Source organism: Salinicoccus hispanicus, from assembly GCF_009831115.1.
In the GTDB taxonomy this organism is placed as follows: domain Bacteria; phylum Bacillota; class Bacilli; order Staphylococcales; family Salinicoccaceae; genus Salinicoccus; species Salinicoccus hispanicus.
This window is the reverse complement of record NZ_WUUK01000002.1, coordinates 468,611-486,386: the sequence shown is the minus strand read 5'-3', so window position 1 is coordinate 486,386 and position 17,776 is coordinate 468,611. Positions and strand designations below refer to the sequence as shown.

Genomic DNA, 17,776 nt, shown 5'->3' with positions numbered 1-17,776 from the left:
TTTTACTGTCCAAGCTCTCTGATCGGATCGAACCAGGAATCCTCCACATGTACGAACTGTTCTTCTCCAGATTTAGAAAAGAGTCCATTCATATCGGAATCTTCCGGCAGGAAGATGCTTTCATTATTCGCCACTTCTTCGGAGGTGAATGCCTCCGTGAGTGCTGTGATTGCTTCTTCATCAACTGTATTGCCATTGGCAATGAATGGTGCATTCAATACCGGTGTTGCTGACAGGATGCCGAATTCTTCTCCTGCAAGATCCTGGAAAGGCGCTTCTGCACCTTCAGAAACTTTGTAGATTGAACCTGGTACATTATCTTCGCCTTCTGAAAGTTCGACATAGTTCTCAACACAGCTGTCGCAGAATGCTGCGATATCCGCTTTGCCAGTCAGAAGATTCACTGCGGAACCTTGGTGCGTGTTGCCGAACATCACTTCATCGAATAGGGTACCGCTTTGGGCAAGCTGGTCGATCTCAAGGTTTTCATAGCCTTCCTTTTCACCGAAGTGGCTGACAAGTGTTGTACCCGGCACCTTGAAACCAGAAGTGGATGATGTGGATACGAATGAGAAGTTCTTGTCCTCGAAGTTATCCAGACCATATTCTCCTTCGCCACTTTCATATTGGCTCATATTCTCAGGTGTCGCTGCAAACCAGCTGTAGTAGAGTGCGTCTTCTTCTGTACCGCTTGGACCGGAAGCAACAGCAATCGGTGTCAGTGCGTCATTTCTCTCTTTTGCCTGTATGTAGCCTTCTGCGCCGGTGAATGCGATATCCGCATTGTCATTGACCAGACTTTCGATTGCGATTGCATAATCGGTTGTGAGTTCATGTTCCACTGTACGTCCGGTCGCTTCCTCGATGATGCCGCCGATGGCATCGCGTGCATCTGTAAGTTCATTGCCGGATTCATTCGGGTACCAGACCATCGTCAGTGGTTCTTCGCTCGATGCATTTACTTCTCCTTCGCTACTTTCGCTGTTGCATGCGGAAAGAACCAAAGTAAGTGACGTCAGACCTATTAACCATTTTTTCATCAATTGACAACTCCTCAGTTTTGTTTACATATTCATTTAACCTGAACCGTCTCAGCAGGTAAACATGCTTTACAAACTATTAACACAACTTAGCACAAAGTTAATCAAACGGATAAACACTTAACGAATGCTTATCGATTCCAACATTGACACTGTCGCCAAAGTCACCATGAAAGTCGGAACCGCCGGTGGTGAAAAGTCTGTACTTGGTACACAGCCGAGCCACCCTGTCGATGTCTTCTGCATCGTGATCCGGGTGATGCTGTTCGACACCATCAAGCTGTCCTGCTATTTCTTCAATGAGTTCATAGCTATTGAGCTGGCCCGGGTGGGCAATGACCACCTGGCCGCAGTCCAGCTTTACTGCCTCGATCACGTCGTGGACATCGATATACCGTATATCCCCTGAAGCCGGGCCCTGACCCTTGAACAGCTTGCGGTAGAGTGCTTTATATTCATGTGAGTCATAGTGTGCCGACGTGATATCCGCCATGATGTGCTGCTTGTAGATCGACTGGCCCGGTTCCAGCCTGCTTTGGATGCGGTACACATCGACATCAAAGCCAGCAGACCTTATCTGTTCAATCTGCCACAGCGAGTGTGCATGCCGCCGCTCAAGCAGAGGCTGGCAGAGTTCGCTTATATGCAGTGCATCAAGATCGTAATTGTAGCCGAGCACATGCACTTTACGGTCCCGCTTGAAATCATAGGCTGAAATTTCGATGCCTGGAATGAGTGCTATACCCAGCTGCTCTGCATACGGCAGTGCACGCGTATATGTTTCTGTCATATCATGGTCGACGAAGCTCAGCGTTTCGACGCCATTGTCCGCAGCACGGTCGAGCACCTTTTCTAAAGAGTCCGAGCCATCAGACAGGCTGCTGTGTACATGCAGGTCTATTTTCATGCCAGAGCGTGCCTCATCTCCTGGTTCGACATGTCATAGACCGAATCACACAGCCCCTCCATGAATTCCAGGTCATGGAAAATGCCGACCAGTGTCGTCCCTTCGTCCTTGAGCTTCGAAATGGCTTCACGGACCTTCACTTTGGATGCATGATCCAGAGAAGCCGTCGGTTCATCGAGTAGCAGCAACCTTGGAGCCTTGACGGTTGCCCGTGCAATATTGAGTCTGAGCTTCTCCCCACCACTGAATGTGTTCGGATAGTTGTTCCATAATGACTCCGGTATATCATAGTGCTCGAGTGCGGTTTTCGCTTGTGCTTCGGCCTCGACGAGACCCACACCCATTTCAAGGAGCGACTGGGTCACGAGTTCAAGACTTGTCGTTCTCGGCATTACTTTAAGAAACTGCGACACATAGCCGATCTCGGTCTTTCTCAAATGGATCAGCGCGTGATCGCTGATCTCCATGATGTCGACCGGTCCATTTTCCTTGGAATCATAGATGATTCTGCCGCCATCCGGACGGTATGTGCCATAGATGCTTTTCAAAATCGTCGACTTGCCGCTGCCGCTTCTTCCGACGATGCCGAGGAATCCACCCTGGGCCACATTAAGATTGATCCCGCTGATCGCTTCCCGGGTCTGACCGAGATGATGGATGGTGAATGATTTGGATAGATCTTCAACACTCAGCATGGGTTATGCCTCCTCATCGATTCTATAGTGATACTGGGAAATGATGGCGCCATCCACGATGCACTCGGTGACGACCGGATAGTCATTATGGCACTGGATGACATTGATATCCGCCTTCTTGCCGATCGCAATCGAACCGATTTCATGGTCCATATGGACCGCCCTGGCCGGATTGATGGTGATCAGCTTCATTGCCTCTTCAAGCGGATGATTGTATTCATTGTGCAGCTTATAGACAGAATGAAGCATCGCAGCCGGATAGTAGTCACTGCACAGTATGGATATGCAGTCTGCCTCGATGGCATCTTTAGCGTTCAGATTGCCGGAATGCGAACCGCCGAGCATGATGTTCGGTGCACCAGCCATCGTATGCTGACCGCGTGAATAGGCATACTTCGCCACCTCCATGGTGATCGGGAACTCACTGATCGTCGTACCGATCGTCTCATTGAAATCGATGCGCTCCGTGCGGTCATCGTCATGGGAGGCAACGGCGATATTATGTACCAGTGCGAGATCGGCCACTTCCTTCATTTCGTCGTATCCGATCTGTGCATAACCGGCCTTGTCGACGATTTTCTGCTCTATTTCCGTGTCGCTCATGTTCTGATAGCTTTTCACCGTATCACGGTAGATGGACAGGTTCCTGTACTGTCCCTGCCCCGGTGTGTGATCCATGAAACTGAGCAGGTGGACATTGCCGGCTTCGATATGCTGCTTCAATATTGGCAGCATTTCGATCGCATCCAGTTCGAAACGGGTATGCAGCCGGTGGCGGATCAGATGCTTTTCATGGTGGGTCCGGGCGATGGCCTGGATCAGCTTCTCCACATTGCGCGGCTCGCGGATCGGCTTATGTCCGAAAAGATCCTCCCGGTAGATCGATAGTGAATGGAACATCGTCGTGATGCCATGGGAGCTGAGTATGCGCTCCGATTCCCGGATACCCATATTGACGTCCATCAGCGATGTCGGACGCGGTGCCACAATGCCTTCGATGTAGTCCGAGTGGATATCGATGAATCCGGGAGACACATAGCCGCCTCTGGCATCGATCACTTCCGTGACGAGAGCGAGTGCCGTATCCGCTTCTGCCATCGGCACGATATCCACGATGTACTGTTCGTCGATGACGACTGCAGCGTTTTCCAATATTTCATCTTCTGTAATGATATTGCCGTTTATGATTGCTTTCATGAATAGTGTCCTCCCTTAAAGGATTGAATATACCAGCTGCTGGGTGTATGCATGCTGCGGGTCCTCAAGTATCTGATCCGTAATGCCCGATTCGATGACGGAACCATCCAGCATGACCATCGTACGGTCGCACAGCATGCGGATGATGGCGAGATCATGGGAAACGACGATCATGCTGATGCCGAGCTCCCGCTGGATCTCCTTGATGAGTTCAAGTACATCCGCCTGGACTGAAAGATCGAGCCCCGTCGTTACTTCATCAAGCAATAGCACCGGCGGGTAGTTGGACAGCGCCTTGGCGATCTGCACCCGCTGCTGCATGCCGCCGGAAAAGTTTACCGGTGGCTCATACTTGCGGTTCAGTGGAATGTTCACCTTCCCGAGAAAGTGGTCGCCGGTCGCTGTCATGTCACCGACATTGCGCGAACCGCTCGCGATGAGCTTTTCCGCAATATTACTGATGGCTGAAAACTCCATTTTGAGCCCGTAGACCGGATTCTGGTATACCATGCCGAGAATTTCATTTCTGATCTGCCGCTTCTGCCGGCTCGACAGCTTCAGCACATCTCGATCGCCATCGAGAAAATCAGCCAGATGATATTCACCGGAGGAGGCCTCCTGGTCGAAATAAAGCATCTTCATCAGTGTGCTCTTGCCACTGCCGCTCTCCCCGACGATGCCCAGAATCTCTCCCTTATGAAGATCGAAGGAAATATCGCTGCATGCATGGATGGTTCCGCACTCGGGACAGATATTCCGGTCGAGTACCGCATCTTCATCCATGCAGTAGGCGCATCCGTCGCCATAGTGTTTGCTGAAGTTCCTGACACAGAGTGCCACATTGTCCGCTGTCTTCATTTCACAGATCCTTCCTTGTTCATTTCTTCGATCATATAGCTTGTGTCGTTCGTCATGTAGTACGTCTCTCCTGTCGTTTCATCGATCAGCTCATCCATGTAGACGCCCGTCAGTCCGGACTCACGGCAGGTCACATCATCGAATGACTCCACTTCGAATGGATGGTCCAGGAATGCAAGGGAGGTGACTGTCGTATAGGGCGGGACCGCGTAGATCTTCTTTTCACGTCCGGCACCAAGCAGGATCAACCCATCATTGCCCTCGAGTTTCGGATTGTCGAACCTCGGGATGGGACTCGGTGCCATGACATAGCGGCCGCCCACAAGCACCGGGTAGTCCGCATCATCCGTAATGGAGCCGTAGCGCATGATCTGTTCGAAAAGTCTCAGCCAGGCACCACTGTATTCCTTGTCCGCATGGAGCTGCTTGGTGATCCGCTCTGAAGGCTCGACCGGACGCAGTGGCTCCGGAAGCGGCACTTGCAGCACCAGGATCTGATACGGTTTCAGTGGCACTTCCGGTATCCGGTGCCTCGACTGGATCAGCGTCGCCTCATCCGTATGGATGGTATCCGTAACGCCAGTCGTATCCTGGATCAGGCGTCTGATATTGACTGCGTTGACCGATTCGTCAGATCCCTGGTCGATGACCTTCAGTATATCCGCCTGTCCGATCAGGGACAGTGTCAGCTGCAAGCCCCCTGTCCCCCAACCTCTGGCGATGGGCAGTTCCCTTGAAGCGAACGGTACCTGATAACCTGGTATTGAGATGGCCTTCAGTGTTTTTCTTCTGATTTCCTTTTTCGAATTCTCATCGAGAAATGCGTAATTCTGTCTCATTGTCCGTCCCCTCCCTTCGTCTGGCGTACCCGATCGAGTACAGACTGGAATGTGACATAGTGCGGCAGCTTCAGGTGTGAAATGAACCCTGTGGATTCCACACTGTCGATATGCAGTAATACAAATTCATCATCACTTGTTGCAGCATTCCCGACCGGATGCTCCAGACTGTAGTCGAGAACACTCATGGCGATCGCCTTCGTCTCGTTCTGACCGAATGTCAGCCCGTAGCCGATCTTGAACGTTTTCTCCGTACTGCCCGTATCATCCATTTCGTCTTCATCGGCAGGCATGAATGCTTCCACTTCCGTCAGCTCGATATCACCGATATAGTACGCATCACCCGTATCGTACGGATCGATATGCATCGGCTGCTGGCCGACACGCACTTCTCCGATATTTGGATGCGAAGAGTAACCGTACCCGCGTATTTCAGCATAGCCGAGTGAAGTGACGGCCCCCGTCTGACCGCGTGTCAGCGACTGCAGCCGTTCACTTCTCGAGCTCGGGAATTCAATCGTCTGTTTCGTGATATCATCCGGTTCATTGTCATCTTCCGGCTTTTTGGTAAATAGACCTTCCTGCTCCAGGTAGTCGATGACCTTCGGCAGTGCATCGAGTGAGTAGGTGTATGATGCTTCCACCGCTTCATCATGCATGCCGGTAAATGACTGGTCGTCATCCAGCAGACGATGAGTGAAGTCCGGGGAAGCACCGAGGATCTGTCCGCCCGGAATGTCCTTGAAACTCGCCGACACCCGGCGCTCGACAAACATGTCACGCGTATTAGTCACTGTCGAATAATAGAGCCTCGGCAATGTAGAACGGTGTGCACGAAGCAGAAATACCGCCTCCTCCATGTTGCCTTCCGCCTGCAGGATCGACAGGGCTGCGAGATCGCGGTCATATAGACTTGCCTCCGACATGATCTGATTGATCAGCTGGTTCATGTTCGCCTTGATATGGGCAACCTCAATTTCAAACCCTTTCGCATGCTGCTTGTCCTTGTACATGCGGACCGATGCCTGAATGGCCTTCGTGCCACCTTTCACTGCAACATAACCCATCTAGACCACCTCCACTGAAGTCGTTCTCGGTATGACTGTCATATGATTATCACGGTCGATCAGAATCAGATCGATGCCGATCGGGAACTCGATGCATCGCGTGTCACGGATTGCCATCCACTTCGGATCGAGACTCATGGCAACTTCATTGACCGTCTTTATGCCGGGACCCTGAAGGCGATATGAATATCCGCTTCCGATTGAAGCCACTTCGATGATCAGAGTTGCAGACTTTTCAGGAGAAGCCAGTGTACCCGCTTTGATTGTCTCCATCATCTCTTCGGTCAGATCACTTTCCTTCATGACAATAAAATCCGCCACGCTGTAATCTTCCGTACATTTTGCACCGGTCAGTGTCATGAACTCCTCACGGTCACCCTGCGCTGTAGTCGCGAAGCATATCTCGTTATCTAAAAGCGTCATTACCGTTGCCAGGACTGCATCTGAAAACCGCGTAAAATTCGGCATTTCCATCCGGCCCGCTCCCACTTCACCGGGTCTTGAAAAGAGATCAATCAGCTTTCTGTAATGCTGCTGCGTTTCATGTATCATCGTTGTCACAGAATTACCTCCTATTCCGCCATCATGTCGAAATCGACTTTAGTCTTGAGAATTTCGTTTGTCCTGCTTTTTATAAATTCAGCTTCCTTCAATTCCAGTTCAGCCAGAATGTCGACCAGCTCCTCCTTTAGCACTTCAAGTTTGAAACACAGGTCGATGAAGCTCAGTGCTTCACTCAATTTTGCATGCGAACCCTTCACGACACCGAGTCCGACCGTCTGCCCCTGCCTGATCTTCGTTTCCGTCACGAGCATCTCGCCGATGTAGAACAGGCTGTTCTCTGCATGCTCCCTGACCTTGATCATCGTCAGCCCTTCAGCCGGTTCGGAAATGATATCGAAATCGACTCGGGTTTCATATGTATTGAAAAACTCAATTGCTTCGTTTTCTCCATGTTTGATGAATAAAGACGTCCAGCGTTTTCTTTCCATTGTCATCCCTCCATAACTACATCCTAACTTGTTGCCAAGCTGGTGAATTTTAAGAATGCGTAAACTTTGTTAAGAGAGGATGTGTTTTATGAATAAAAAAGAAGATGACCTTGAAGTCATCTTCTTAGATCAGTTCACAGAACCGAGGGAGTGCTTGAACAGGTCACTCCGGTAAAGGATGCGTGTCTGTTCCAGTTTTAGATTTTTATCGACATCGGACGTATGTGATTCATAGACAATCAGCGGCACCAGTTCATGACACTCGAGCTGCCGTTGCTCATTGAGAGTTGGAAATGTCGTATGGATCTGCGTACCACCCGATGTCAGATTGCGATACCCTTTGTGATTGTAGTAGTTGAAAATGGAGGACAACTGATCCACCTCCCTGCTGATATCCGGCACCGCGTCCTCACGGATGAAGGAAATATGGATGGCACAAGGCACGTGGTTAACGATACGCAGCCGTGCAACCTTGAATATGTCGACCTCCCCACCGACACCAAGTTCAGTACGGTGTTTCTCCTGTTCCTTATCACTCGCATAATCTGCAAAAATCACCCGGCTTTCATAAGGGACCCCCTGCTCATGCATCTTATCAGAGAAGCTGCGCTTCCCCGTCATATCCAGTTCAATGACCGGCATCTTTTCCTTCACAAAACGGCCGATGCCCTGCCGACTGTCGAGGAGCCCCATCTTCTCCAGCTGAAGCAGTGCATTCCTAACGGCAATCCGCTTCATATTAAAAGAATCAGCCAGTTCATTTTCGCTCGGCAGCTTGTCACCCGGTTCCAGTTCATGGTTCATGATCATCTCCTGGATGGCATTCCGTACAATGCTTTCGTTGGATATATTGAAATCAGGTTGGGTCATAGTGGATCCTCCGATTTTGATTAATATACGAACGACAGTAGCTTAATTTTAGTAAAAAAAGACTTTTAAAGAATTCTGCAAAGAACCTTTAAAAGTCTTTTTCTATTAAATACTATGTATATATATAACCTACGAAAACCTTTAGATGATCATAAAGAGCGTTAACTACCAATCCAAGAATAATTTGAATCATAGTATCAACCTCCTTATAAACTAAACATTCCACAGTCACAAAAGTTGAAACTACAAAAAAAATGATAAAAATTAAATAGTGTTTTCGTAGGTTATAATTATTAACACAATTAACATAACATTTTTCATTTTTAAAGTAAAGTCATGGTGGGCGACATCAAAAGACGTACTAAAAGTCCAGCCAATGAACTGTGAGATATAACATCTGTAATAGCTTCATACTTTACAGAAGCTCAAGTATAAACCCCAAAAATATACTGTATAAAAGCCTATCTTTATTTTGCATCGCTCTACTGATCGACGATCTCCACACCTTCCGGCAGTTCCAGGTGGAACAGATCCATCGATGGCTCGATTCCGTCAATGAACGTGACAACTTCATATACCATCCGCAGCCCTTTCTGGTTCATTACTTCCTTCAGAACCAGCCAATGCTCCGAGTCGATCCAGAGATCCACTTTCGTACCGCTATTTGCCGTCTCCCGCTTCGGCGTGAAGGTCAGACGATGCCCTCTCCTGTCGTTTACATCTTCCATCCCCGCCCGTGCAGAATTATGTGATCTCTTGTACCGCTCAATCTTCTGCTTCACCACTTCTGATGAAGCAGGGAGGCTGGTGCCCTGCACGAGACTTTCACTCCGTATCGCCATATCCTCACCTTCCATATAGATGATGGCGTCCTGATCATTTCCGGTTATATACTGTGTAGGTGCTCCCGCACGTTCTATCTCTTTACGCGTGTGGAGCTCGCCTTCCTCCCAACAGAACCATTCCCTTGTCAACGTCTCATCCGCCCGACCATTCGAATACATAGTGACTTTTGATTCGAGATAATAGTTCTTTATACATGTCACCTCCAGTATGCTGATTCAACTTCTCATGCACCCGATGACTGATTATTTTCTGATTATTCTATAAACTTAAGTATACAATAAATTACGTCTATATATTACATAATCTAGAAAATAAATAACCTTGTTATATTTGTATACGAACTATCACTTATATTTTCATCGATTGAATAATGCATATCATCAAAAATGCTCTATGTTATACTCATTTATAATATTTTTAAAAGGTACTCTACAATTTACGAGGAGGTTGAACAATGAACATAAAAGACCGTTTCACCCATCTCAATATTGCTTCCATCGATAAACTGGATAAGGGCTGGTCGAGTGACGATAAGTACATTTTGACGGATGAAGAAGGCAAGAAATTTCTACTTCGCTTAGACAAAATAGAAAAAGAGAATCAGAAAATAGCAGAATATGAATTGATCTTGAAATGTGAAATGGCTGGTGTTCCGGTTCAGAAACCGGTGGAACATGGGGCACTGGATGATCGGTACTACATATTGCTTGAATGGATTGAGGGTGAGGAAGCTTCTGAAGTGCTGCCCAACCTCACTGGTGAGCAGCAGTATAAACTGGGATTTGAGGCTGGAGAGTATCTTAAAGGAATTCACGCGCTACCGACTGTCCAGTTTACAACGGACTGGAGAGAGAAGTTCAACCGGAAAATCGATAATAAAATAAGGATATATGAACAATGTGAATATAAATATGAGAAGGGGCATCTGTTTATTGAATACATAGAAGACCATCGTCATCTTTTGAATGACAGGACACAAGTGCCCCACCACGGGGACTACCATTGCGGCAACATGATCATTGGCGATGATCTGAACCTGCATATCATCGACTTCAATCGCCATGACATTGGCGAGCCATGGGAGGAGTTCAATAGAATTGTCTGGTGTGCGGCCCAAAGCCCACGCTTTGCTGCGGGGCGGGTGGACGGCTACTTTGATGGTAAAATCCCACATGATTTCTGGCAGCTGCTTCTACTATATATCTGCACCAATACACTTTCTTCACTACCTTGGGGTGTCCAGTTCGGTGAAGCACAGATTCAGGTGTTCAGAGATCAGGCAGAAGGAATTCTGGATTGGTATGATGATCTGAATACAGTGATTCCAAGCTGGTACAATGAGAAATAAACTGGATTTTGCGCAAAATAAATACCAGGCCAAGGAAATCCTTGGCCTGGTATTTATTTATTCTATTTGTCCGGTTCTGCTGGTTTGGAAATTTCCTCTAGTGCTACTTCGGAGTCCTCTGGGTCTTCCTCGTCCACTGCCACGTCACCAAGGGAGACAATCCCTACGACTCTGTTGTCTTCGATAATTGGCAGACGGCGAATCTGCTGTTGTGCCATGATATTTGCTGCTTCTTCCACATCCATATCCGGTGTTCCTGTTACATTGTCGGAGGACAGGATGCGATTTACTGGCGTGTCGAGTGAAAATTGGGCGGCAATGCCCCGGATGACCAGATCCCGGTCTGTGATGATGCCTCTCAAGTTGCCATCCTCTGTGACAGGAATGGAACCGACATCCAGTTCCATCATTTTGGATGCCACTTCCTGGATTGTCGTTTCAGGTCCGCATGTTTCGACTTCAGTCGTCATAATCTCGTTGACTTTCATCAATAATGCCTCCTTCTGGTTTGCATTCATCTTGCATGTAATACATTTACCACGTTCTAAAGGAAGTTAATCATTATTCCAGGGTTGAATAGATTCTAGAATGTTTAAATAATTATAGTATGGAAATAATCCAAGTAGAAGAAAAACGCTTTATAAGGATGATGAGATTTTTTGGCAGTCGCTGGAGAAGTAAGGAGGAGAAGAGAATGGACAGTAGAAAAAGAATCTGGTTCGAAGAAAGTGGCAACAGATTGGACCCTGGTCTGATCGAACAGCTGCGCATCAGTCGAAAAAGCACTTTTCAGGCAGCAAGCAGTAGTGAAATTCCTGTCATTATAAAATACAGGCGCAGCTGCGGCGAAGAAGAAAAGGATGATCTGCTCAGAAAATGCAACATTGATTCCCATAACCACCTGGAGCAGGAAATCCGTATCATCAACAGCACAAAAGGTCAGCTTACACCGGAAAAGATCAAGGAAGTAAAGGATCATGAAGCCATTGAACGGATCTACTATGATCGGCCTGTTTCAGCTTATCTGGACATCACGGATACACAGATCGGGGCTCGGGGTATCAGAGAGAAACACAACCTAAGCGGAAAGGGCGTTACAATCGCCGTTCTTGATACAGGGATCCACCCTCATGCCGATCTGACAACACCGGAAAACCGTCTTGTTGCCTTCCGCGATCTGATCAATGGGGAGACTGAACCCTATGATGACAATGGGCATGGGACGCATTGCGCCGGAGATGCAGCGGGTAACGGTGCATCCTCCGACGGAGCGTATCAAGGACCAGCGCCCGAGTCCTCCGTGGTCGGTGTGAAAGTGCTCGATGGTGCAGGGGATGGAAAGCTGTCGACCATCATCGGAGGCATCGAATGGTGTCTGGATAATAAAGAGACGTACGATATTCGTATTCTCTCCCTTTCCCTTGGCGGACCGGCCTATGAGTCATTCAGAGAGGATCCATTGTCACTGGCTGCACAGGAAGCATGGCACCGCGGCATGATCGTCTGTGCCGCCGCAGGAAATAGCGGACCGGCTGCTGGAACCACCGGCACCCCTGGCATCAATCCCTTCATCATCACAGTCGGTGCATCAGACGACCAGGATACAGTCGAACGCTCTGATGATGCGATTGCTGAATTCTCCAGCCGCGGGCCGACCATCGACCAGTTCGTAAAACCGGATATATACGCACCCGGCACAAACATCATTTCACTACTGTCCCCCGGTTCTGCAGTGGAAACAGAATTGGCAGAACAAATCATTGATGAAGACTATATCCAGATGTCCGGCACTTCGATGGCGACCCCCGTATGTGCCGGAGTCATTGCGCTGATGCTTGAAGCAAATCCTGACCTGAGCCCGAATGATGTCAAAAGCATCCTGCAGATGACCGGTGAGCCGGTATTCGGTAATGAGTGGGGATACATTGATGCCGAAAGCGCTGTCGAGATGGCAATCCGCTACGCAGAAAACCAGCATCAATCCGCCTCAATGGACAGTCAATCACTGTAATTCAATTGCTTTGAAAATAAATATGGCCGACCAGTTTTACTCTCAACTGGCCGGCTTTCTCTGTTATGCAGGATTTTCATAATACCACTTCATTCTACACTTCTATCTCCATGCCCGCTTCTGCAAGCGTGACATTCTCCCCGCCGGCTGCTTTCGCAGAAGCAGCGAGTTCATCCAGATCACCATAATGCGGAAGATGGGAAAGAATCAATCTCTTCACACCTGCTTTGGCTGCCAGGTTCCCAACTTCCTCGGCATTCATATGCCCCATCTTTTCACCGTCTGTTCCGGCGTACAGACTGCATTCGGATATGAGCACATCCGCATCCTCTGTAAAACGGATGAGACTCTTTCTATAGCTTGTATCAGCAGTATAAACCAGCACACGACCATTATCATCAGTGATGCGCATGGCATATGTTTCGACCGTATGTGCATTCTTATGAAACACAATCGAGAACGGTCCGACTTTGAATGTACTGTCCTTCCCATATGGATGGAACCTATTGTTCTTCACCTTATTCACCTGTTTCTCGACGCCTTTGTCACTCGGACCATAGAAATTGAGCACCTTATCCACTCTGCCAAGCTGTGTACTGATCATGCGTCCGAATAGGAAAGCACCGATATCGACGGAATGGTCATAATGGTAATGGGAGAGGAAAACATGATGCAGATCATTCAAGTCGATATGATTCTGTACATGGGCAGCCACGCCACTCCCTGCATCAAGCAGTATAGAAAATCCGTCCTTTTGGACGAGATAGCCTGAAGTCGGTTCACTCTTCTTCGGAAAACCGCCCCACATGCCGATGACTGTACATTTCATAAACATACCTCCGCTTCATCCAGATAAAGTAGTTTATTCCAACGCGTTCTAATCTCTGCCATAGATCAGCTGTACAACGCCCGACTTGAAGACTCGCGTGTCTTTCAAGTCCAGGTTCAGCCGTTCATCAAGATTGCCAAACAATGGCTTGCCTGCGCCAAGCACGACCGGATGTATGGATAGACGGTACTCATCGATGAGTCCTTGATTGATGAAAACAGTTATCAGTTCAGCGCCGCCATACAGCCAAAGATCTTTTCCCGGCTGCTGTTTCAACCGATTGATCGTTTCAGGAATCCCATCATTGATATAGATAATATTATCGTGAGAATGGTCTTGTGTTCTCGAAAATACGTACTTCTCCTTGCTGTCCATCAGCTGCCACATTACCACCTCCGCGTCAGAAGCATCTGACCCGGGTTTAAGCGATTCTGCCAGTTCGTAGCTCTTCCTGCCATAAAGAATCGTATCGACCGAGGCCAGAAAGCTCATGAAATCCATATCCGGATCCATGATGCACCAGTCGATTTCTCCATTCTCCCCTTCAATAAACCCATCCAACGTCACAGCCAGATCAAGCACCACCCGGCGTTTTTCATTTTCCATATATGTCCTCCTTCCAATACCATTTAAAAGTCCAGTCCCTGATGGAACTGGACGCGCAGGTGCTAGCCACCAATAATGAAATTGCGGTTCATTCTCTCCAGTGTACCGAGTATGCTGATGGCGGCCAGGTAGCTTGTGTTCTGATTTTCAGGCAGCGGGTCATTCTCTATTGTGAATGACGCCTTGCCGAATACCCCCTTCACTTCTATATGATGGGTGTTTTTGTCCGTACGCGGGTCGGCAATGAGTATGACCTGCGTCCTTTCCATGCCGATGCCGGCCATCGCCAGGATGACAGCGACATTCATGTTTTTCGGAAAATGCTGGATGGCATCTGCCGCCTTGCCTTCGAAGACCGCCTTTTCCGCTTCTATTCTCTCATATGTCAATGCAGCGGCCGGCTTCCGCGTCGTCAGTTTGACACTTTCCAGTTCTCCGTGGGATTGCGCGTTCTGCAGGAGATCGAGACCTCCGATTGCACCGGATGGCAGATGCAATGCAGTATCATTTGTTTTTGCGATCTGCATCAGCTGTGCCACGGTCTCCCCGTCCGCCAGTGCACCCACACTGATCAGCATGGCATCCTTTTCACGCAGTACTTGAGGCAGCACCGACTTTGCCACTTCCACATTTGCCGCTTCTACAACGATGTCTATGTCCGAGGCCAGAAAGTCATCTAGGTCGGTATAAAGCTGTATACCGAATTCTCTTTCCAGATGCTGATACTTCTCCATATCCCTGACGAGCACACTATTGACCTTCAGATTTTCATGCGCATCATGATTGATCCGTCCAAGCATCACATTTGCGATTGCCCCGGCACCGATGATTCCGATATTCATGATCTTCACCCTTTCTTCATTTAAGTATCCCTTTCTACTCTACCCGAACTGGCGGAAGGCATACATTTAAATCGAAGGACCTGCAATCAGATTGTAATGATAATGAAATGTATAGTTATCTTGTTTGCGGGTATAAACTTTAAATCAAGAACTGATGAGAGGTCATTCCATGTCACAACGCAGAAGATTCACCGAAATCGATTCATTGAGGGGACTGGCAGCACTGATTGTCGTCTTCTACCATTATACCGTCTACTACGACGAAAAATTCGGTCATGAACAATGGGGACAGATCGACCTGTTCACCTTCGGCCACTATGGCGTGCAGCTTTTCTTCATCATCAGTGGTTTCGTCATATACATGTCTCTGATGAAAGTGAAATCCGTGTCGGATTTTGCCATAAAGCGATCCATCAGATTGTATCCGGCATATATGTTCGCTGTTGCACTGACATTTCTTATCGTTTCCCTGGCTTCAGCAGAATCCCTTCGGACGACATTTCCTGAAGCGATGGTCAACCTGACCATGCTGCAGGACTTCATACCGGCTGTAAAAAATGTCGACGGTGTCTACTGGACGCTCAGGGTAGAGATGACGTTCTATATCATCATGGCCATTCTATTGTCTATGGGATTGGTAAAGAAGACGATGGTGATTGCCGGAACCTGGCTTGCTGCGTCCACTTTCATTCGAATGATGAACGCTGCTCTGGCAACCGACCTGACTGCCTTCATCGAGAAGTACTCCATGTCGAACTACAGCCAGATGTTCATCATCGGCATGATGTTCTACTGCATATGGCAGCATGGCGGGTCCAAGCGGTACTATGGAATGATCACTCTGGCCATCGGCTACGACTTCATATTTGAAGGGATCACCAACGGGCTGTTCTCCATACTGTTTGTCATCCTCTTCCAGCTTATCCTGATGAACAGGATGCAGTGGTTGAACTCCCCGATACTGCTATTCTTCGGTACCATATCCTATCCCTTGTATCTGGTCCATCAGAATATCGGCTATGTCATCATATACAAGATGGAATCTGCCGGGTTTCTGAGCATCACTTTCATTCTTGTGCCATTTTTGGCAAGCGTGTTGATCGCCTACGGCATCCACCAGTACATCGAGAAGCCAAGTCAGAATGTACTGCTTGGCATGTATAAGGACAAGCGGGAGGGATATTTGAAGCATCCCCTGATCAAAAAATAGCGTTCATGCCCAGTGAGATGCCTCTCATAGTGCATGAACGCTTTTAAGTTAATTATTTTTACCATCTTTCTCCTGATTCAAATATTCTTCGAGATCATTCTTGATATTACTGACTTGTGGTCCATAAATGACCTGAATGCCGTTTCCTTTTTTGACGATGCCATTTGAACCTGTGGACTTTATTGCTCCCTCATCGACCTGGTCCATATCTTTCAATGTCACTCTCAAACGTGTCGCACAGTTGTCCAGTTCACTGATATTATCTTTACCACCAAGACCTTTTGCCAGTACCAGAGTACGCTCGTTGGCATTGACGATCTGCGTCATATCCTCTTCTTCCCTTCCTGGTGTCTTCAATTTCATTTTCTGTATCAGGAAGCGGAATGTTACGTAATACAGCAAGAACCAGACAATGCCAATCGGGATGACATAAAGGAAGTTTGTTTTTTCATTTCCTTGAAGTACACCGAATAGGATGTAGTCAATGAATCCGCCACTGAAGGTCTGTCCGATTGTAATGCTGAAGATGTCAGCCATCATGAATGCCAGTCCATCATAAAATGCATGGATGACGTAAAGGATTGGGGCTACAAAAAGGAATGAAAATTCTATTGGCTCTGTAATGCCTGTGAAGAAGGAAGTGAGACCGGCAGAAAGCATCAGACCTCCCACCACTTTTTTGTTCTCAGGCTTTGCAGTATGGTAGATTGCGAGACATGCACCCAGCAGGCCGAACATCATGGTGATGAATCTTCCTGACATGAAACGGGATGTGCCTTCAAAGAACTTTTCCACATCAGGATCAGCAAGTTGGGCAAAGAATATGTTTTGCGTGCCCTGAATCAACTGTCCACCAACTTCCAGTGATCCTCCCAGACCTGTTTGCCAGAATGGCAGGTAGAATATATGGTGAAGCCCAAAAGGCCCAAGAAGCCTCAGAATCAGTCCAAAGAAGAATGTACCGAGTGCACCTGTACCGGTCACAAGATCCCCTGCACTGAAGATTACCGACTGGATAGGTGGCCAGATGAAGTACATTGCTATACCCAGAAACATGGCAGAAAAGGAAGTGATGATCGGGACGAATCTGGATCCGCCGAAAAATCCCAGGAACTGAGGCAAAGTAATCTTATAGTACCTATTATGTAGGATGGACGTCATAATACCGACGATGATCCCGCCGAACACACCTGTCTCAAGACTTTGTATTCCTACAGTCGTCCCTTGGCCGACAGCTGCCAGATTATCTTCTGCAAGGCTACCGGTGATGGCAAGTATAGCGTTGATGGTCGCATGCATAACGAAATAGCCTAGTACTGCTGCCAGCCCAGCGGTGCCTTTATCATTCCTTGCCAGACCGATGGCCACACCGACCGCAAAAATGATGGGCAGATTGGCAAAGACGATGCTGCCGGCAGCAGCCATTATGCTGAACAGACTTTGAAGCCATACTATATCCAGGATCGGATAGGCCGCAATTGTATTGGGATTGGATAAGGCACCACCAATACCGAGGAGCAGACCGGCTGCGGGGAGTATCGCTATGGGCAGCATGAAGGATTTTCCGAATGACTGTGCTTTAGAGAATAGATTTTTCATAAATTTCACCTCTCATAATA

General features: G+C 48.0%; 19 protein-coding genes. 3 read left to right on the top strand and 16 right to left on the bottom strand.

Annotated elements, in window-relative coordinates:
* Nucleotides 1-2: 2 nt before the first annotated feature.
* The 11 genes from GQ671_RS07270 to GQ671_RS07220 all read right to left on the bottom strand — a co-directional run bounded on the left by GQ671_RS07270 (nt 3) and on the right by GQ671_RS07220 (nt 9,469).
* Nucleotides 3-1,040 carry a PhnD/SsuA/transferrin family substrate-binding protein gene (locus GQ671_RS07270; RefSeq protein ID WP_160654844.1) on the bottom strand — a complete coding sequence of 346 codons (1,038 nt, stop codon included), beginning with the start codon at nt 1,038-1,040 and terminating at the stop codon, nt 3-5.
* 100 nt (nt 1,041-1,140) lie between these two features.
* Nucleotides 1,141-1,947, bottom strand: a complete 807-nt coding sequence (locus tag GQ671_RS07265) for a PHP domain-containing protein (protein ID WP_160654841.1) — start codon at nt 1,945-1,947, stop codon at nt 1,141-1,143.
* Entirely contained in the window at nt 1,944-2,642 is a 699-nt protein-coding gene (gene phnL, locus GQ671_RS07260) for a phosphonate C-P lyase system protein PhnL (protein WP_160654838.1), read from the bottom strand. Before phnL ends, GQ671_RS07265 begins: the two co-directional genes overlap by 4 nt.
* Before the next feature lie 3 nt (nt 2,643-2,645).
* Entirely contained in the window at nt 2,646-3,839 is a 1,194-nt protein-coding gene (gene phnM, locus GQ671_RS07255; protein WP_160654835.1) for a phosphonate metabolism protein PhnM, read from the bottom strand.
* 15 nt (nt 3,840-3,854) lie between these two features.
* On the bottom strand, nt 3,855-4,697 hold the full coding sequence (locus tag GQ671_RS07250; RefSeq protein WP_160654832.1) for an ATP-binding cassette domain-containing protein: 843 nt from the start codon (nt 4,695-4,697) through the stop codon (nt 3,855-3,857).
* A complete protein-coding gene (locus GQ671_RS07245) occupies nt 4,694-5,536 on the bottom strand; it encodes an alpha-D-ribose 1-methylphosphonate 5-phosphate C-P-lyase PhnJ (protein ID WP_160654829.1) in 843 nt (280 codons plus the stop codon). Before GQ671_RS07245 ends, GQ671_RS07250 begins: the two co-directional genes overlap by 4 nt.
* Nucleotides 5,533-6,603 (bottom strand): carbon-phosphorus lyase complex subunit PhnI, encoded by a 1,071-nt coding sequence (locus tag GQ671_RS07240; protein WP_160654826.1) that lies wholly within the window; start codon nt 6,601-6,603, stop codon nt 5,533-5,535. The genes GQ671_RS07245 and GQ671_RS07240 overlap by 4 nt, the downstream gene beginning before the upstream one ends.
* Nucleotides 6,604-7,155, bottom strand: coding sequence for a phosphonate C-P lyase system protein PhnH (phnH, locus tag GQ671_RS07235; RefSeq protein WP_170288666.1), 552 nt, complete (start codon nt 7,153-7,155; stop codon nt 6,604-6,606).
* A 20-nt stretch (nt 7,156-7,175) separates the two neighbouring features.
* Nucleotides 7,176-7,595 carry a phosphonate C-P lyase system protein PhnG gene (locus GQ671_RS07230; RefSeq protein ID WP_160654820.1) on the bottom strand — a complete coding sequence of 140 codons (420 nt, stop codon included), beginning with the start codon at nt 7,593-7,595 and terminating at the stop codon, nt 7,176-7,178.
* Nucleotides 7,596-7,724: 129 nt separating this feature from the next.
* Nucleotides 7,725-8,465 carry a GntR family transcriptional regulator gene (locus GQ671_RS07225; protein WP_160654817.1) on the bottom strand — a complete coding sequence of 247 codons (741 nt, stop codon included), beginning with the start codon at nt 8,463-8,465 and terminating at the stop codon, nt 7,725-7,727.
* Nucleotides 8,466-8,947: 482 nt separating this feature from the next.
* Nucleotides 8,948-9,469 carry a LolA family protein gene (locus tag GQ671_RS07220; protein WP_160654814.1) on the bottom strand — a complete coding sequence of 174 codons (522 nt, stop codon included), beginning with the start codon at nt 9,467-9,469 and terminating at the stop codon, nt 8,948-8,950.
* Between the two features lie 296 nt (nt 9,470-9,765).
* Between GQ671_RS07220 and GQ671_RS07215 the strand changes: the two genes are divergently transcribed.
* Nucleotides 9,766-10,659 carry a phosphotransferase family protein gene (locus GQ671_RS07215; protein ID WP_160654813.1) on the top strand — a complete coding sequence of 298 codons (894 nt, stop codon included), beginning with the start codon at nt 9,766-9,768 and terminating at the stop codon, nt 10,657-10,659.
* A gap of 62 nt (nt 10,660-10,721) precedes the next feature.
* Here the strand turns inward: GQ671_RS07215 and GQ671_RS07210 are convergent, their stop codons facing one another.
* On the bottom strand, nt 10,722-11,147 hold the full coding sequence (locus GQ671_RS07210; RefSeq protein WP_160654809.1) for a CBS domain-containing protein: 426 nt from the start codon (nt 11,145-11,147) through the stop codon (nt 10,722-10,724).
* Between the two features lie 206 nt (nt 11,148-11,353).
* On the opposite strand from GQ671_RS07210, the gene GQ671_RS07205 reads away from it, so the two are divergent.
* Entirely contained in the window at nt 11,354-12,670 is a 1,317-nt protein-coding gene (locus GQ671_RS07205) for a S8 family peptidase (protein WP_160654806.1), read from the top strand.
* Nucleotides 12,671-12,764: 94 nt separating this feature from the next.
* Here GQ671_RS07205 and GQ671_RS07200 read toward each other — a convergent pair whose 3' ends face one another.
* From GQ671_RS07200 to nadX, 3 genes are all read right to left on the bottom strand, one after another.
* Nucleotides 12,765-13,499: an MBL fold metallo-hydrolase gene (locus GQ671_RS07200; protein ID WP_160654803.1), complete on the bottom strand. Its 735-nt coding sequence runs from the start codon at nt 13,497-13,499 to the stop codon at nt 12,765-12,767.
* Between the two features lie 48 nt (nt 13,500-13,547).
* Nucleotides 13,548-14,105 (bottom strand): dihydrofolate reductase family protein, encoded by a 558-nt coding sequence (locus GQ671_RS07195; protein ID WP_160654800.1) that lies wholly within the window; start codon nt 14,103-14,105, stop codon nt 13,548-13,550.
* Nucleotides 14,106-14,167: 62 nt separating this feature from the next.
* A complete protein-coding gene (nadX, locus tag GQ671_RS07190) occupies nt 14,168-14,947 on the bottom strand; it encodes an aspartate dehydrogenase (protein WP_160654797.1) in 780 nt (259 codons plus the stop codon).
* 169 nt (nt 14,948-15,116) lie between these two features.
* Between nadX and GQ671_RS07185 the strand changes: the two genes are divergently transcribed.
* Nucleotides 15,117-16,157, top strand: a complete 1,041-nt coding sequence (locus tag GQ671_RS07185) for an acyltransferase family protein (protein WP_160654794.1) — start codon at nt 15,117-15,119, stop codon at nt 16,155-16,157.
* Between the two features lie 48 nt (nt 16,158-16,205).
* On the opposite strand, the gene GQ671_RS07180 is transcribed toward GQ671_RS07185, so the two are convergent.
* Nucleotides 16,206-17,756, bottom strand: coding sequence for a maltose/glucose-specific PTS transporter subunit IIC (locus tag GQ671_RS07180; RefSeq protein WP_160654791.1), 1,551 nt, complete (start codon nt 17,754-17,756; stop codon nt 16,206-16,208).
* Between the last annotated feature and the right edge of the window lie 20 nt (nt 17,757-17,776).

Bases quoted from the DNA above. Each gene is read 5' to 3' on its own strand.
- GQ671_RS07200 (WP_160654803.1), bottom strand. From the start codon at position 13,499: ATGAAATGTACAGTCATCGGCATGTGGGGCGGTTTTCCGAAGAAGAGT.
- GQ671_RS07245 (WP_160654829.1), bottom strand. From the start codon at position 5,536: ATGAGACAGAATTACGCATTTCTCGATGAGAATTCGAAAAAGGAAATC.
- GQ671_RS07240 (WP_160654826.1), bottom strand. From the start codon at position 6,603: ATGGGTTATGTTGCAGTGAAAGGTGGCACGAAGGCCATTCAGGCATCG.
- nadX (WP_160654797.1), bottom strand. From the start codon at position 14,947: ATGAATATCGGAATCATCGGTGCCGGGGCAATCGCAAATGTGATGCTT.
- GQ671_RS07195 (WP_160654800.1), bottom strand. From the start codon at position 14,105: ATGGAAAATGAAAAACGCCGGGTGGTGCTTGATCTGGCTGTGACGTTG.
- GQ671_RS07220 (WP_160654814.1), bottom strand. From the start codon at position 9,469: ATGTATTCGAATGGTCGGGCGGATGAGACGTTGACAAGGGAATGGTTC.
- GQ671_RS07225 (WP_160654817.1), bottom strand. From the start codon at position 8,465: ATGACCCAACCTGATTTCAATATATCCAACGAAAGCATTGTACGGAAT.
- GQ671_RS07270 (WP_160654844.1), bottom strand. From the start codon at position 1,040: ATGAAAAAATGGTTAATAGGTCTGACGTCACTTACTTTGGTTCTTTCC.
- phnH (WP_170288666.1), bottom strand. From the start codon at position 7,155: ATGATACATGAAACGCAGCAGCATTACAGAAAGCTGATTGATCTCTTT.
- GQ671_RS07180 (WP_160654791.1), bottom strand. From the start codon at position 17,756: ATGAAAAATCTATTCTCTAAAGCACAGTCATTCGGAAAATCCTTCATG.
- GQ671_RS07205 (WP_160654806.1), top strand. From the start codon at position 11,354: ATGGACAGTAGAAAAAGAATCTGGTTCGAAGAAAGTGGCAACAGATTG.
- GQ671_RS07230 (WP_160654820.1), bottom strand. From the start codon at position 7,595: ATGGAAAGAAAACGCTGGACGTCTTTATTCATCAAACATGGAGAAAAC.
- phnL (WP_160654838.1), bottom strand. From the start codon at position 2,642: ATGCTGAGTGTTGAAGATCTATCCAAATCATTCACCATCCATCATCTC.
- GQ671_RS07215 (WP_160654813.1), top strand. From the start codon at position 9,766: ATGAACATAAAAGACCGTTTCACCCATCTCAATATTGCTTCCATCGAT.
- phnM (WP_160654835.1), bottom strand. From the start codon at position 3,839: ATGAAAGCAATCATAAACGGCAATATCATTACAGAAGATGAAATATTG.
- GQ671_RS07210 (WP_160654809.1), bottom strand. From the start codon at position 11,147: ATGAAAGTCAACGAGATTATGACGACTGAAGTCGAAACATGCGGACCT.
- GQ671_RS07185 (WP_160654794.1), top strand. From the start codon at position 15,117: ATGTCACAACGCAGAAGATTCACCGAAATCGATTCATTGAGGGGACTG.
- GQ671_RS07250 (WP_160654832.1), bottom strand. From the start codon at position 4,697: ATGAAGACAGCGGACAATGTGGCACTCTGTGTCAGGAACTTCAGCAAA.
- GQ671_RS07265 (WP_160654841.1), bottom strand. From the start codon at position 1,947: ATGAAAATAGACCTGCATGTACACAGCAGCCTGTCTGATGGCTCGGAC.